Annotated in this window: 10 protein-coding genes and 1 riboswitch; of the genes, 6 read left to right on the top strand and 4 right to left on the bottom strand. The window is 75.9% G+C overall.

Going from position 1 to position 13,964, the window contains the following annotated elements:
* Positions 1-6: 6 nt before the first annotated feature.
* Genes ACH01S_RS31950 through ACH01S_RS31940 form a run of 3 tightly spaced genes read left to right on the top strand, consistent with a single transcriptional unit; the run spans position 7 to position 3,844 of the window.
* Entirely contained in the window at positions 7-1,911 is a 1,905-nt protein-coding gene (locus ACH01S_RS31950) for a VWA domain-containing protein (RefSeq protein WP_067900333.1), read from the top strand.
* Between the two features lie 2 nt (positions 1,912-1,913).
* Positions 1,914-2,516, top strand: coding sequence for a cob(I)yrinic acid a,c-diamide adenosyltransferase (gene cobO / locus ACH01S_RS31945; RefSeq protein WP_067900249.1), 603 nt, complete (start codon positions 1,914-1,916; stop codon positions 2,514-2,516).
* 8 nt (positions 2,517-2,524) lie between these two features.
* Entirely contained in the window at positions 2,525-3,844 is a 1,320-nt protein-coding gene (locus ACH01S_RS31940; protein ID WP_067900329.1) for a cobyrinic acid a,c-diamide synthase CobB, read from the top strand.
* On the opposite strand, the gene cobN is transcribed toward ACH01S_RS31940, so the two are convergent.
* Positions 3,799-7,467: a cobaltochelatase subunit CobN gene (gene cobN / locus ACH01S_RS31935; protein WP_067900246.1), complete on the bottom strand. Its 3,669-nt coding sequence runs from the start codon at positions 7,465-7,467 to the stop codon at positions 3,799-3,801. The two genes, ACH01S_RS31940 and cobN, sit on opposite strands and share 46 nt — an antisense overlap.
* Positions 7,468-7,521: 54 nt before the next feature.
* Positions 7,522-7,643, bottom strand: a riboswitch (cobalamin riboswitch).
* A gap of 61 nt (positions 7,644-7,704) precedes the next feature.
* On the opposite strand from cobN, the gene ACH01S_RS31930 reads away from it, so the two are divergent.
* The 3 genes from ACH01S_RS31930 to ACH01S_RS31920 all read left to right on the top strand — a co-directional run bounded on the left by ACH01S_RS31930 (position 7,705) and on the right by ACH01S_RS31920 (position 10,977).
* Entirely contained in the window at positions 7,705-8,802 is a 1,098-nt protein-coding gene (locus ACH01S_RS31930) for a ferredoxin-like domain-containing protein (RefSeq protein WP_067900242.1), read from the top strand.
* The gene (locus ACH01S_RS31925) at positions 8,799-9,419 is read left to right on the top strand and encodes a precorrin-8X methylmutase (protein WP_067900239.1); all 621 of its coding nucleotides are present in this window, start codon (positions 8,799-8,801) and stop codon (positions 9,417-9,419) included. Before ACH01S_RS31930 ends, ACH01S_RS31925 begins: the two co-directional genes overlap by 4 nt.
* Positions 9,420-9,495: 76 nt before the next feature.
* Positions 9,496-10,977 carry a precorrin-2 C(20)-methyltransferase gene (locus tag ACH01S_RS31920; RefSeq protein WP_067900236.1) on the top strand — a complete coding sequence of 494 codons (1,482 nt, stop codon included), beginning with the start codon at positions 9,496-9,498 and terminating at the stop codon, positions 10,975-10,977.
* On the opposite strand, the gene ACH01S_RS31915 is transcribed toward ACH01S_RS31920, so the two are convergent.
* From ACH01S_RS31915 to ACH01S_RS31905, 3 genes are all read right to left on the bottom strand, one after another.
* Positions 10,968-11,699, bottom strand: coding sequence for a cobalt-precorrin-6A reductase (locus ACH01S_RS31915; protein WP_067900232.1), 732 nt, complete (start codon positions 11,697-11,699; stop codon positions 10,968-10,970). The genes ACH01S_RS31920 and ACH01S_RS31915 overlap by 10 nt on opposite strands.
* Positions 11,696-12,439: a precorrin-4 C(11)-methyltransferase gene (gene cobM / locus ACH01S_RS31910; protein ID WP_067900227.1), complete on the bottom strand. Its 744-nt coding sequence runs from the start codon at positions 12,437-12,439 to the stop codon at positions 11,696-11,698. The genes ACH01S_RS31915 and cobM overlap by 4 nt, the downstream gene beginning before the upstream one ends.
* A gap of 226 nt (positions 12,440-12,665) precedes the next feature.
* On the bottom strand, positions 12,666-13,886 hold the full coding sequence (locus tag ACH01S_RS31905) for a bifunctional cobalt-precorrin-7 (C(5))-methyltransferase/cobalt-precorrin-6B (C(15))-methyltransferase (protein ID WP_067900224.1): 1,221 nt from the start codon (positions 13,884-13,886) through the stop codon (positions 12,666-12,668).
* Positions 13,887-13,964: the final 78 nt, after the last annotated feature.

The raw sequence follows: 13,964 nt of genomic DNA, 5'->3' as shown, positions 1-13,964 counted from the left end.
GTCGGGATGGACGACCTGAAGCTGGCGCTGCTGCTGAACGCCGTGTCCCCGCGCGTCGGCGGGGTGCTGGTGCGGGGCGAGAAGGGGACGGCGAAGTCGACGATCGTCCGGGCGCTCGCCGCGCAGCTCCCCGCCGTGGACACGGTGCCGGGCTGCCGGTTCGCCTGCGACCCGGCCGCGCCCGACCCGTCCTGCCCGGACGGCCCGCATCCGCCCGGCGGCCCGGCCGCGCGCCGCCCGGCCTCGCTGGTCGAGCTGCCGGTCGGCGCGTCGGAGGACCGGCTCGCCGGGTCCCTGGACGTGGAGCGGGCGCTGACCGAGGGCGTGAAGGCGTTCGAGCCGGGGCTGCTCGCGGCGGCGCACCGGGGCGTCCTCTACGTGGACGAGGTGAACCTGCTGCACGACCATCTCGTCGACCTGCTGCTGGACGCGGCGGCGCTCGGCACCTGCTACGTCGAGCGCGAGTCGGTGTCGGTGCGGCACGCGGCGCGGTTCCTGCTCGTCGGGACGATGAACCCGGAGGAGGGCGAGCTGCGCCCGCAGCTCCTCGACCGGTTCGGGCTGACGGTGGAGGTGCGGGCGTCGCGGGAGCCGCGGGAGCGCGCCGAGGTCGTCCGGCGGCGGCTCGCGTTCGAGGCGGACCCGGACGCGTTCGCCGCGCGCTGGTCCGCCGAGGAGGCCGCGCTCGCGGAGCGCATCGCGGCGGCGCGGGAGCGGCTCGGCGGCGTCCGGCTGCCGGACGAGCGGCTGGAGCAGATCGCGGCCGTCTGCGCCGGGTTCGAGGTGGACGGCCTGCGCGCCGACCTCGGCACGGCCAACGCCGCGCTCGCGCACGCCGCCTGGCACGGCCGGGACGCGGTGACCTCCGACGACGTCCGCGCGGCGGCCCGGCTGGCGCTGCCGCACCGCCGCCGCCGCGACCCGTTCGACGCGCCCGGCCTGGACGAGTCCCTGCTCGACGACCTGCTGGACGGCGCGTCCCCCGACGACGACCCGCCCCCGGACGGCGGCGGGGGCGACCCGCCGCCTCCGTCGCCGGGCGACGGCGGCTCCGACGCCCCGGCGGAGCAGCCCGGCGGGGACGGGCGTCCCGGCGGCGGTGGCGAGCAGGTGGCGGGGGTCGCGGCGCCGCACGCCGTGCCGCTGCTGGAGGTGCCGGGCGTCGGCGACGGCGCGGCCGGGCGCCGGTCCAGGTCGCGGACGGTGCGGGGCCGCGTCACCGGCTCGCGCCGCCCGGCGGGGAAGATCCACGACCCGCACGTGGTGGCGACGCTGCTGGCCGCCGCCCCGCACCAGGGCGCCCGCGGCCGCTCCGGCCCCGGGCTGCTGCTGCGCGCGGACGACCTGCGCGAGGCGGTCCGGGAGGGGCGGGAGGGCAACCTCGTCCTGTTCGTCGTGGACGCGAGCGGCTCGATGGCCGCCCGCCGCCGGATGACGACGGTGAAGACGGCCGTGCTGAGCCTGCTCCTCGACGCCTACCAGCGCCGCGACAAGATCGGCCTGATCACGTTCCGGGGGCGGACGGCCGAGGTCGTGCTGCCGCCGACGTCGTCGGTGGAGGCGGGCGCCGCGCGGCTGCGGACGCTCCCCACCGGCGGCCGGACCCCGCTCGCCGCCGGGCTGGTCAGGGCGGCGGAGGTCCTGCACACGGAGCGGCTGCGCGACCCGTCCCGCCGCCCGCTGCTGGTGGTCGTCACCGACGGGCGGGCGACGGCCGACGGCGACGTGCCGCGTGCCGCCGGATTGCTCGCCGGGACGGCCGGGATCGTCGTGGACTGCGAGGACGGCCCCGTCCGGCTCGGTCTCGCGGGACGGCTCGCGATGCGACTCGGCGCGCGGCTCGTCCCGCTGGGCGACCTCGACGGAATCGTCCGCGCCCATCAAAGGCGTGAGCATCGGAAGGCGGCCTGATCATGCCTCAGGGGAAGCCCGTGTCCGTCCCCGACGACGGACTGACCACGCGGCAGCGCCGCAACCGGCCGCTGCTGATCGTCCACACCGGGCCCGGCAAGGGCAAGTCGACCGCCGCGTTCGGGATGGCGCTGCGGGCGTGGAACCAGGGCTGGCCGGTCGCGGTGTTCCAGTTCGTGAAGTCGGCGAAATGGCGGATCGGCGAGGAGCGGGCGCTGCGCGTGCTGGGCGAGAGCGGCGAGGGCGGCCCGGTCGCGTGGCACAAGATGGGCGAGGGCTGGTCGTGGCTGCGGCGGCCCGGCGCCGAGGACGACCACGCCGCGAACGCCCGCGAGGGCTGGGCGCAGATCAAGCGCGAGCTGGCCGCCGAGACGCACCGCTTCTACGTCCTGGACGAGTTCACCTACCCGCTGAAATGGGGCTGGCTCGACCTGGACGACGTCGTCGAGACGCTCACCGGACGTCCCGGCGACCAGCACGTCGTCATCACCGGACGGGACGCGCCCGGCCGCCTCGTCGAGGCCGCCGACCTGGTCACCGAGATGGGCAAGGTCAAGCACCCCATGGACGCGGGGCAGAAGGGGCAGCGGGGGATCGAGTGGTGATCCCGAGGCTGGTGGTCGCGGCGCCGTCGTCCGGCAGCGGGAAGACGACGGTGGCGACCGGGCTGATCGCGGCGCTGCGGGCGCGCGGCCTGAAGGTGTCCCCGCACAAGGTCGGCCCCGACTACATCGACCCCGGCTACCACGCGCTCGCGGCCGGGCGTCCGGGCCGCAACCTCGACCCGTGGCTGGTCGGCGAGGAGCGGATCGCGCCGCTGTTCCTGCACGGCGCCGCCGGATGCGACGTCGCCGTGGTCGAAGGCGTGATGGGCCTGTTCGACGGGCGCGGCGACACCGGGTTCGCCTCGACGGCGCACGTCGCCCGGCTGCTCGGCGCGCCCGTGGTGCTCGTCGTGGACGCCGCCCGGCAGAGCCGCTCGGTCGCCGCGCTGGTGCACGGCTTCGCGACGTTCGAGCCGGGCGTGCGGGTCGCCGGGGTCGTCCTGAACCGGGTCGGGTCCGAGCGGCACGAGGAGCTGTGCCGGAGCGCGCTGGAGGCGACCGGCGTGCCGGTGCTCGGCGCGCTCCGCCGGGACGACGCGGTCGTGACGCCGTCCCGGCACCTCGGCCTGGTCCCGGCCGCCGAGCGCGAGGCGGAGGCCGTGCGCGCGGTCGAGAGGCTGGGCGACCTGATCGCCCGGTCCTGCGACCTGGACGCGCTGACGCGGCTCGCCGCCACCGCTCCCCCGCTGCCCGACCGGCCCTGGGATCCGGGCGCGGAGGTGCAGCCGCTGCCGGGACGTCCGGTCGTCGCCGTCGCGGGCGGGGAGGCGTTCACCTTCTCCTACGCGGAGCACACCGAGCTGCTGCGCGCGGCCGGGGCCGACGTCGCCGTCGTCGACCCGCTGCGCGACGAGGCCCTCCCGGACGGGACGGCCGCGCTCGTCCTCGGCGGCGGGTTCCCCGAGGTGCACGCCGCCGACCTGGCCGCGAACGCGCCGCTGCGCGCGGCCGTCGCCGCGTTCCGGGGCCCGATCGCCGCCGAGTGCGCGGGCCTCCTCTACCTGTGCGAGGAACTCGACGGCCGGGCCATGTGCGGGCGCGTGCCGGGGCGGGCGCGCATGACGTCCCGGCTGACGCTCGGCTACCGGGAGGCGGTCGCCGTGGCGGAGTCGCCGCTGACCCGTCCGGGCGAGCGGTTCCACGGCCACGAGTTCCACCGGACGTCCCTCACCACCGAGGCCGCCCCGCTGTTCCGCTGGAAGGACGGCGGCGACGGCTTCGGCGACGAGCTGATCACCGCGTCCTACCTGCACCTGCACTGGGCCGGGCATCCGGAGGCGGCTCAGCGGCTGGTGTCGTCCTCCAGGTCGCCTTCGGTCTTGAGGTAGACCTCTTGGAGACGTCGCAGGATGTCCGGGTCCGGGTGCTCCCACATGCCGCGTTCGGCGGCTTCGAGGAGCCGCTCGGCGATGCCGTGCAGCGCCCACGGGTTGGACTCGGCCATGAACGCGCGGTTCTCGTCGTCCAGGACGTAGGCGGCGGTCAGCCGGTCGTACATCCAGTCGGCCATGACGCCGGTGGTGGCGTCGTAGCCGAACAGGTAGTCGACGGTCGCGGCCAGCTCGAACGCGCCCTTGTAGCCGTGCCGCCGCATCGCGGCCAGCCAGTTCGGGTTGACGACGCGGGCCCGGAAGATCCGCGCGGTCTCCTCCGAGAGGGTGCGGGTGCGGACGGCGTCCGGGCGCGTGCTGTCGCCGACGTAGGCCTCCGGCGCCTTCCCGGTCAGGGCCCGGACGGTCGCGATCATCCCGCCGTGGTACTGGAAGTAGTCGTCGGAGTCGGCGATGTCGTGCTCGCGGGTGTCGACGTTCTTCGCGGCGACGGCGATCCGCCGGTAGGCGCTCTCCATGTCGGCGCGGGCCGGGACGCCGTCGAGGTCGCGTCCGTAGGCGTGCCCGCCCCACACCGCGTACACCTCGGCGAGGTCGGCGTCGTCGCGCCAGTTGCGGCTGTCGATCAGCGGCAGCAGGCCCGCCCCGTACGCGCCCGGCGCGGAGCCGAACACGCGGAGCGTCGCGCGGCGCTCGTCGCCGTGCTCCTCCCGGTCGGCCTCGACGTGGGCGCGGACGTAGTTCGCGTCGTCCGGTTCGTCGAGCGCGGCGACGAGCCGGACGGCGTCGTCCAGCATCGCCACGACGTGCGGGAACGCGTCCCGGAAGAAGCCGCTGATGCGGACCGTCACATCGATGCGCGGGCGGCCCAGCTCGGCCGCCGGGATCGGCTCAAGCCGGGTGACGCGGCGGGACGCCTCGTCCCACTCCGGGCGGACGCCGAGCAGCGCGAGCACCTCGGCGACGTCGTCGCCCGCCGTGCGCATCGCGCTCGTCCCCCAGACGGACAGGCCGACCGAGCGCGGCCACTCGCCGTGGTCGGCGCGGTAGCGCTCCAGCAGCGAGTCGGCCATCGCCTGCCCGGTCTCCCAGGCGAGGCGGCTCGGGACGGCGCGCGGGTCCACCGAGTAGAAGTTGCGCCCGGTCGGCAGGACGTTGACGAGCCCGCGCAGCGGCGACCCGCTCGGCCCGGCCGGGACGTAGCCGCCGTCCAGGGCGTGGAGCACGTGGTCCATCTCGTCGGTGGTCCGGGCCAGGCGAGGGACGACCTCCGTCGCCGCGAACCCCAGCACCCGTCCGACGAGTTCGCCGTGGCCGGCGGCGACGCGCGGGACCGCGGCGGGCGACCAGTCCGCGTCCTCCATCGCCTGGACGAGGGAACGGGCCGCGGCCTCGGCGGCGTCGACGTCGGTGCGCGTGCCGGTGCCGTCCTCGGTGAGGCCGAGCGCTTCGCGCAGGCCGGGGAGGGTCTCGCGGCCCGACCACATCTGCCGGGCGCGGAGCATGGCCAGCACCAGGTCGACGCGCTGCGGGCCGGTCGGCGCCTCGCCCAGGACGTGCAGGCCGTCGCGGATCTGCGCGTCCTTCACCTCGCACAGCCAGCCGTCCACGTGCAGGAGGAAGTCGTCGAACTCGGTGTCGTGCGGACGGTCGTCCAGGCCGAGGTCGTGGTCGAGCTTCGCGGCCTGGATCAGCGTCCAGATCTGCGCGCGGATGGCGGGGAGCTTCGCCGGGTCCATCGCGGCGATCGTGGCGTGCTCGTCCAGGAGCTGTTCGAGGCGGGCGATGTCGCCGTAGGTCTCGGCGCGGGCCATCGGCGGGACCATGTGGTCGACCAGGACGGCGTGCGCGCGGCGCTTCGCCTGCGTCCCCTCGCCCGGGTCGTTGACGAGGAACGGGTAGACGAGCGGGACGTCGCCGAGCGCCGCGTCCGCCCCGCACGACGCGGACATCCCCGCCGCCTTGCCGGGCAGCCATTCCAGGTTGCCGTGCTTGCCGACGTGGACGATCGCGTGCGCGCCGAACTCGTCCGACAGCCAGCGGTAGGCGGCCAGGTAGTGGTGGCTCGGCGGCAGGTCCGGGTCGTGGTAGATCGCGATGGGGTTCTGGCCGAAGCCGCGCGGCGGCTGGACCATGACGACGACGTTCCCGGCGCGGAGGGCGGCGAGGACGATGTCGCCGTCCTGGACGAACAGCTCGCCGGGCGGCGGGCCCCAGTGCCGCTCCATGTCGTCGCGCAGGTCGGCGGGCAGGGTGCGGAACCAGCGCTCGTAGGACGCTCCGGAGATCCGGACGGGGTTGCCCGCGAGCTGCTCCTCGGTGAGCCAGTCCTCGTCCTGGCCGCCCGCCGCGATCAGCGCGTGGACGAGCGCGTCGCCGTCCTGGTCGGCCACGCCGGGGAAGCCGTCGCCGAGGTCGTAGCCCGCTTCGCCGAGCCTTGCGAGGAGCCGGACGGTGCTCGCCGGGGTGTCCAGCCCGACCGCGTTCCCGACCCGCGAGTGCTTGGTCGGATACGCCGACAGCATCACGACGAGGCGGCGCGAGGCGGGCGGCGTGTGCCGGAGGCGGCCGTGCCGGACGGCGATCCCCGCGACCCGCGCGGCGCGCTCGGGGTCGGCGCGGTAGACGGTGAGCCCGTCCTCGTCGATCTCCTTGAACGAGAACGGGACGGTGATGATGCGGCCGTCGAACTCCGGGATGGCGACCTGCGAGGCGGCGTCGAGCGGGGACAGGCCGTCGTCGCTCTCCGCCCAGTCCGCGCGGGACGTGGTGAGGCAGAGGCCCTGGAGGATCGGGACGTCCAGCGCGGCGAGGGCGCCGACGTCCCACGCCTCGTCGTCGCCGCCCGCCCCGGCCGTCGCGGGCCGCGTCCCGCCCGCCGCGAGGACGGTCACGACCAGCGCGTCCGCCTCGCGGAGCGTGTCGAGCAGCGCGGGCTCGGCGGTGCGGAGCGAGGAGCAGAAGACGGGGAGGGGGCGTCCGCCCGCGTCCTCGACGGCGGCGCAGAGGGCCTCGACGAACGCGGTGTTCCCGGCCATGTGGTGGGCGCGGTAGTACAGGACGCCGATCACCGGGCCTTCTTCGGAGCGGGGCGTCCGCTCGAATCGTCCCCAGCTCGGCGCGGCCCGCGGCGGCGCGAACCCGCGCCCGGTCAACAGGACCGTGTCGGACAGGAACGCGTGCAGTTCGGCGAGGTTGGCGGGCCCGCCATGCGCGAGATAGGCGTGCGCCTCAGCGCAAACCCCGCCGGACACGGTGGAGAGCTCCATCAACTCGGCGTCTGGTGCCTGCTCTCCTCCGAGGACGACGACGGGGCGGCTTCCGGAGCGGAGCGCCAGCGGAGTGGAGGAAGTCGCCCCGTCGTCGCTGCCCGGGGGTTGTGGGGGGTCGTCCCCCCACAGGAGACCGGGACGCGGGGCTGCGAGGAGGGCGTCGAGGCCGTCCTCCCAGGCGCGGCGTCCGCCGAGCAGCCGGACGACGACCAGATCGACGCCGTCCAGGAGTGCTGGAAGGTCGGCCACGGCGAGCCGGGCGGGATTGCCCAGCCGGTAGTCGGCGCCGGACGCGCGGGCGCTCAGCAGATCGGTGTCGGACGTCGAGAGCAGCAGAACGGTGGACATGACGGGTCCTCCCCCTGGGGTCCTCGCCCCGGTCGCGGGTGTCACGACGGCGGGAGTCTCCTGGCTCCCGGATCAGCGCTCGCCCCGGCCTTCCCGTCCGCGCGGACAGTGGCCGTTAGCGGGGGTCGCTCCCCGGTGACAGTGGCGGGACCGCGCCGGATTCACACCGGCTTCCTCCACTGCCGTCGTCGATCAGCAGACTACGGCAGCGCGCGGTGTCCGAGAAAGGTGGCCTTCATGCCAGATGTACGTGCGGCGGGGAGGTCGCGTGCCGACGCGTGCCCCGGCGCGCTCCAGACCCACGGCGCCGCCGACGGGGCGCTCGCCCGCGTCCGCACGCCGGGCGGGGCGGTGTCGGCCTCCCGGCTCAGGACGGTCGGCGTCGCGGCCCGCGAACTGGGCGTGGACGTGGTCGAGCTGACGTCGCGGGCCAACCTCCAGGTGCGGGGCGTGCGCGATCCGGCGGCGCTCGCGGAGCGGCTGGCGGCGGCCGGGCTGCTGCCGTCCGCGTCGCACGAGCGGGTGCGCAACATCGTCGCGTCCCCGCTCGGCGGGCGCGGCGCGCGCGGTGCGTCGGCCACGGACCCGCTGGTCACGGCGCTCGACGTCGCGCTGTGCGGGCGTCCTCGGCTGGCCGGGCTCCCCGGCCGGTTCCTGTTCGCGCTGGACGACGGCTCCGGCGACGTCGCGTCCCTCGGGGCCGACGTGACACTGACCCCCGGCGGCGTGCTCCTGGCCGGGCACCGGCTCGTCTCGTCCGGCGATCCCGTCGCGGTCATGATCGCGGCGGCGGAGGCGTTCCTGGACGTGCGCGGCGACGCCTGGCGGCTGGCCGAGGTCCCGGACGGCCCGCGCCGCGTCGCGGACCTCCTCGGCGGGACGCTCGCCGACGCGCCGCGCGTCCCGGCTCCGCCCGCGCCGCACGCGGGTCTCGTCGAACAGCGCGATGGCCTGGTGGCGCTGGAGGTCGTGCCGCCGCTCGGACGCCTGTCCGGGACGCAGGCCGAGGCCCTCGCCGACATCGCGGACGAAGTGCGGCTGACGCCGTGGCGGAGCATCGTCCTGCGCGACCTGCGCCGCGACGACGCGCACCGGCACGCGGACCGCCTACGCCCATACGGCTTCGCCACCGACCCCGACTCGCCCTGGGTCGGGGTGACGGCCTGCACGGGAAGCCCCGGCTGCGCGAAGTCGGAAGGCGACGTGCAGGGCGCGGCCCGCCGCTGGGTCGGCGGCCTGTCGCGCGCCCCGGAGACCCCCGTCCACTGGACGGGCTGTGACCGGAACTGCGGGATGCCCCGCGGGCCGGTCGTCTTGAAGAGAGCGAAACGGTGAACGACTACATCCGGGACGGCGCGGAGATCTACCGGCGCTCGTTCGCGACCATCCGCGCGGAGGCCGACCTGTCGGGCCTGCCGGACGACGTGGCGCGGGTCGCCGTCCGCATGATCCACGCGTGCGGGATGACGGACCTCGTCCGCGACCTGGCCTGGTCGCCGGGCGTCGTCGCGCGGGCGCGGGCGGCGCTGCTGGACGGCGCGCCGATCCTGTGCGACGCGCGGATGGTGGCGTCCGGCGTCACCCGGGCCCGGCTGCCCGCGGGCAACGAGGTCGTGTGCACGCTGGGCGACCCGCGCGTCCCCGGCCTGGCGGAGCGGCTCGGCACGACGCGCAGCGCGGCGGCGCTCGACCTCTGGCTCGACCGGCTGGACGGCGCGGTCGTCGCGATCGGCAACGCGCCGACCGCGCTGTTCCGGCTGCTGGAGCTGGTGGACGGGGGCGCGGGCCGTCCGGCCGCCGTCCTCGGGATACCGGTCGGTTTCATCGGCGCGGCCGAGTCCAAGGACGCGCTCGCCGCGAGCGACCTCCCGCACCTCGTCGTCCGCGGACGGCGCGGCGGCAGCGCCATGACCGCGGCCGCCATAAACGCGATTGCCAGTGAGGCGCCATGACCGCAGCGAAGCGAGGACCATGGCGCGAGCCATGCGGGGGCCTGGGGGGCGTCCCCCAGAAGGGCAGGGCGGAGTGATGGTGGGACGGCTTTACGGGGTCGGCGTCGGCCCTGGTGATCCTGAGCTGGTGACGGTGAAGGCCGCCCGGCTGATCGGTGCGGCGGACGTGGTCGCCTACCATTCCGCGCGGCACGGGCGCAGCATCGCCCGCGCCGCCGCCGCGCCCTACCTGCGCGACGGGCAGATCGAGGAGCAGCTCGTCTACCCGGTGACGACGGAGACGACCGACCATCCCGGCGGGTACCAGGGCGCGCTCGACGGCTTCTACGCCGACTGCGCCGCCCGCCTCGCCGCGCACCTGGACGCGGGACGGACGGTCGCCGTCCTCAGCGAGGGCGACCCGCTGTTCTACGGCTCCTACATGCACCTCCACAAGCGCCTCGCGCCGCATTACCCGGCGGAGGTCGTGCCGGGCGTGACGTCGCTGAGCGCGGCGTCGGCCGCCGCCGGACGTCCGCTGGTCGAGCGCGAGGAGACGCTGACCGTGCTGCCCGGCACGCTCCCCGGCGACGAGCTGGCAGAGCGGCTGCGCGCGGCGGACGCGGCGGCCGTCCTCAAGCTGGGCCGGACGTTCCCCAAGGTCAGGCAGGCGTTCGAGGACGCCGGGCGGCTCTCCGAAGCCTGGTACGTCGAACGCGCCTCGACCGGCCGGGAGCGGGTCGTCCCGCTGGCCGACGTCGATCCGGCGGACGTCCCGTACATGGCGCTGGCCCTGCTGACCAGCCCGGCGGGCGAGTCGTTCACCGCGCCGGAGCCGGCGCGGCCCGAGGGGCCGGGGAGCGTGACGGTCGTCGGGCTCGGCCCGGCGGGACGGCCGTGGCTGACCCCGGAGGCGCAGGACGTCCTGTCGTCCGCGACCGACCTCGTCGGCTACGGCCCCTACCTCGACCGGGTCCCGCCGAACGCGCGGCAGCGCCGCCACGCCACCGGCAACCGGGTGGAGGACGACCGCGCCCGGCACGCACTCCGGCTGGCGCGGGACGGGGCGCGGGTCGCGGTCGTCTCGTCCGGCGATCCGGGCGTGTTCGCGATGGCGACGGCCGTCCTGGAGGCGGCGGACGACTTCCCGGACGTGCCGGTGCGGGTCGTCCCCGGGCTGACCGCCGCGCAGGCCGTCGCGGCGCGGGCGGGCGCGCCGCTCGGCCACGACTTCTGCGTCCTGTCGCTGTCCGACCTGCTCAAACCGTGGGAGGTGATCGCCCGGCGGCTCACCGCGGCGGCCGCGGCGGATCTGGTGCTCGCGCTCTACAACCCGTCGTCCAGCCGAAGGAGGCACCAGCTCGCGGCGGCCCGCGACCTGCTCCTCGAACACCGCTCCCCCGAGACGCCGGTGGTCGTCGGACGCGACGTCGGCGGCCCCGAGGAGAGCGTGACCGTGACGACGCTCGGCAAGCTCGACCCCGACCAGGTGGACATGCGGTGCCTGGTCATCGTCGGGTCGTCTACGACCCGGGTCACCGAGCGGGGCGCCGTCCACACGCCGCGCCGCTACCCCTGAGCCCAGCGGGCGGCCTCCGCCGGATCGGTCGCCGTCGCGACGCCGTCCGGGACGGGCGGCCGGTCCACCATGATCACGGGCAGTCCGGCGGCGCGGGCGGCGGTGAGCTTGGCGCGGGTCATCGCGCCGCCGCTGTCCTTGGTGACCAGCACGTCGAGGCGGTGTTCGCGGATCAGCGCCCGCTCGCCGTCGAGCGTGTAGGGGCCTCGGGACAGCAGCACGCGCACGTTCTCCGGGACGGGCTTCTCCGGCGGATCGACCGACCGTGCGAGGAACCACACGTCGGCGCGGGCGGCGAAGACCTCGATGCTGCGCCGCCCGGTGGTGAGGAACGCGCGGGCTCCGCGCGGCAGCGCGGCGGCGGCGTCGGCCAGCGACGGGACGCGCCGCCAGTCGTCGCCGTCCTCCGCCCGCCAGCCGGGACGCCGCAGCGCCAGCAGCGGGACTCCAGCCCTTTCCGACGCCCGCGCGGCGGACGCGCTCATGCGTTCCGCGAACGGGTGGGTGGCGTCCACGAGCCGGTCGATGCGGTGCTCGCGCAGCCAGGCGGCGAGGCCGTCCGGGCCGCCGAAGCCGCCGACGCGCACCTCCCCGGCGGGAAGGCGCGGGTCGGCGACGCGCCCGGCGAGCGACGACACGACGCGCACGTCCGGGACGTCGGACAGGCGGGCGGCGAGGTCCCTGGCCTCGGCCGTCCCGCCGAGGATCAGGACGCGCCTCACACCCGTTCCCGCTCCGCGCTGTAGAGGTGGCTGCCGGGGAACGCGGACGCGGCCAGCACCCGTCCGACGACGATCACGGCGGTGCGCTTCACCCCGGCCTCGTGCACCAGGCCCGCGATGTCGGCGAGGGTGCCGCGCAGGATCAGCTCGTCCGGACGGCTCGCCCGCGCGACGACGGCGACCGGGCAGTCCGCGCCGTAGTGCGGCAGCAGCTCCGCCGTCACCTCGTCGATCCGCTGGACGGCCAGGTGCAGCACCATCGTCGCGCCGCTCGCGCCGAGGGTGGCGAGGTCCTCGCCGTCCGGCATCGGGGTGGCGCGGGCGGAGGTGCGGGTCAGGATCACCGTCTGGCCGACGCCGGGGACGGTCAACTCCCGGCCGAGCGAGGCGGCCGCCGCCGCGAACGCCGGGACGCCCGGGACGATCTCGTACGGCACCCCGGCCGCGTCCAGCCGCCGCACCTGCTCGGCGACCGCGCTGAACACCGAGGGGTCGCCCGAGTGCAGCCGCGCGACGTCAAGACCGTCACGGTGCGCGGCGGTCAACTCCTCGACGATCTCGTCCAGGTTCAGATTGGCGGTGTCGATGAGCCGCGCGCCGGGCGGGCAGGCGTCCAGCAACTCGCGCGGCACCAGCGACCCGGCGTACAGGCAAACCGGCGCGGCCTCCAGCACCCGCAACCCACGCACGGTGATCAGGTCGGCGGCCCCGGGCCCGGCTCCAACGAAGTAGACAGTCACGCCGCCCTTCCTTTCCGGGGGACGACCCCCAGACCCCCGAGCGGTCGGCACCAAGATCCTCGCTTCGCCGCGGTCATGCCGCCCTTCCTTTCTGGGGGACGACCCCCAGACCCCCGAGCGGTCGGCGCCATGATCCTCGCTTCGCTGCGGTCATGCCGCTCTGCCTCTCCGGGGGCGACCCCCAGACCCCCGGGGGGTCGGCGCCATGATCCTCGCTTCGCTGCGGTCATGCCGCCTCCTTCCGTGTCGTCCAGATCGTGACGGGCATCGCGGGGCGCCAGGCGGTGAAGCCGCCGAGCGGCGCGGCCCGTTCGACACCGACGCGGACCAGGTCGCCGCCGTGCGTCTCGCGCGCCCGCGCGACCTGGGCCTCCGATTCGAGGGTGACGGCGTTGGCGACCAGGCGGCCGCCGGGGCGCAGCGCGTCCCAGCAGCGTTCCAGCAGGCCGGGGACGGTGAGGCCGCCGCCGATGAACACGGCGTCGGGGGTCGGCAGGTCGTCCAGCGCGTCCGGCGCCTCGCCCTCGACGACCCGCACGCCGCCCGGCACGCCGAGGTTCGTCGCGTTCCGCTCGATCCGCTTCGCGCGCTCCGGTCGGCTCTCCACCGCCACCGCCCGGCAGGACGGATGCGCCCGCGCCCATTCGATCGCGACGCTGCCCGCACCGGCGCCGACGTCCCAGAGCAGCTCACCGGGCAGCGGGGCGAGCCGCGCCAGGGTGACCGCGCGGACCTCGCTCTTGGTGAGCTGCCCGTCGTGGTCGAACGCCGCGTCGGGGAGCCCGGACGTGCGGGGCAGCGGCGCCGCGTCCGGGCCGGGCGCGCATTCGACGGCGACGATGTTCAGCGCGGTCGCGGCGAGTTCCGTCCAGTCGGCGGCGGTGCCGTGCTGGACGGTCTCGCCGTCTGCGCCGAGGTCGGACAGAACGGTCATGCGGCTCGGCCCGAACCCGCGTCCGGCGAGCAGGGCGGCGACGACCGACGGGGACTCGCGTCCCGCGCTGAGGACGAGGATCCGGCGGCCGGGCGCGACCAGCGCGTTCAGCGCGCCCGCCGGGCGTCCGACGAGGCTCGCGACGTCCACCCGGTCGAGCCGCCAGCCGAGCCGGGCGCACGCAAGCGACACCGACGACGTGTGCGGCAGGACGCGCAGCCGCTCCGGGCCGAGCATTTCGGCGAGCACGGAGCCGATGCCGTGGAACATCGGGTCCCCGCTGGCGAGGACGGCGACCGCGCGTCCTTCGTGCTCCTCGATCAGGCCGGGGAGCGCGGGCAGCAGCGGCGACGGCCAGACGACGCGCTCCGCGTCCGAGGCGGGGACGAGGTCGAGTTGGCGGCTGGAGCCGAGCAGCACGTCCGCGGACCGCAGCGCGGCGCGGGAGCGCTCCGGGAGCCCGTCCCATCCGTCGGCGCCGATGCCCACAATGGTGACGACACGCGCGTCCACTGGCCTCCTCGTCCCGACACGACTGCGGCGACCCAGCCTATAAGAGCGGTTCTGACCCGTTACCCCACGGATCACCCA

Source organism: Actinomadura chibensis NBRC 106107 (genome assembly GCF_001552135.1).
GTDB classification, from domain to species: domain Bacteria; phylum Actinomycetota; class Actinomycetes; order Streptosporangiales; family Streptosporangiaceae; genus Spirillospora; species Spirillospora chibensis.
The sequence above is the reverse complement of the archived record's forward strand: the minus strand, read 5'-3'. Positions and strand labels throughout refer to the sequence as shown.

Excerpts from the sequence above, each read along its gene's own strand:
- cobN (WP_067900246.1), bottom strand. The coding sequence starts at position 7,467 with ATGTCCACCGTTCTGCTGCTCTCGACGTCCGACACCGATCTGCTGAGC.
- ACH01S_RS31950 (WP_067900333.1), top strand. The coding sequence starts at position 7 with ATGGACGACCTGAAGCTGGCGCTGCTGCTGAACGCCGTGTCCCCGCGC.
- ACH01S_RS31920 (WP_067900236.1), top strand. The coding sequence starts at position 9,496 with ATGGTGGGACGGCTTTACGGGGTCGGCGTCGGCCCTGGTGATCCTGAG.
- ACH01S_RS31930 (WP_067900242.1), top strand. The coding sequence starts at position 7,705 with ATGCCAGATGTACGTGCGGCGGGGAGGTCGCGTGCCGACGCGTGCCCC.
- cobO (WP_067900249.1), top strand. The coding sequence starts at position 1,914 with ATGCCTCAGGGGAAGCCCGTGTCCGTCCCCGACGACGGACTGACCACG.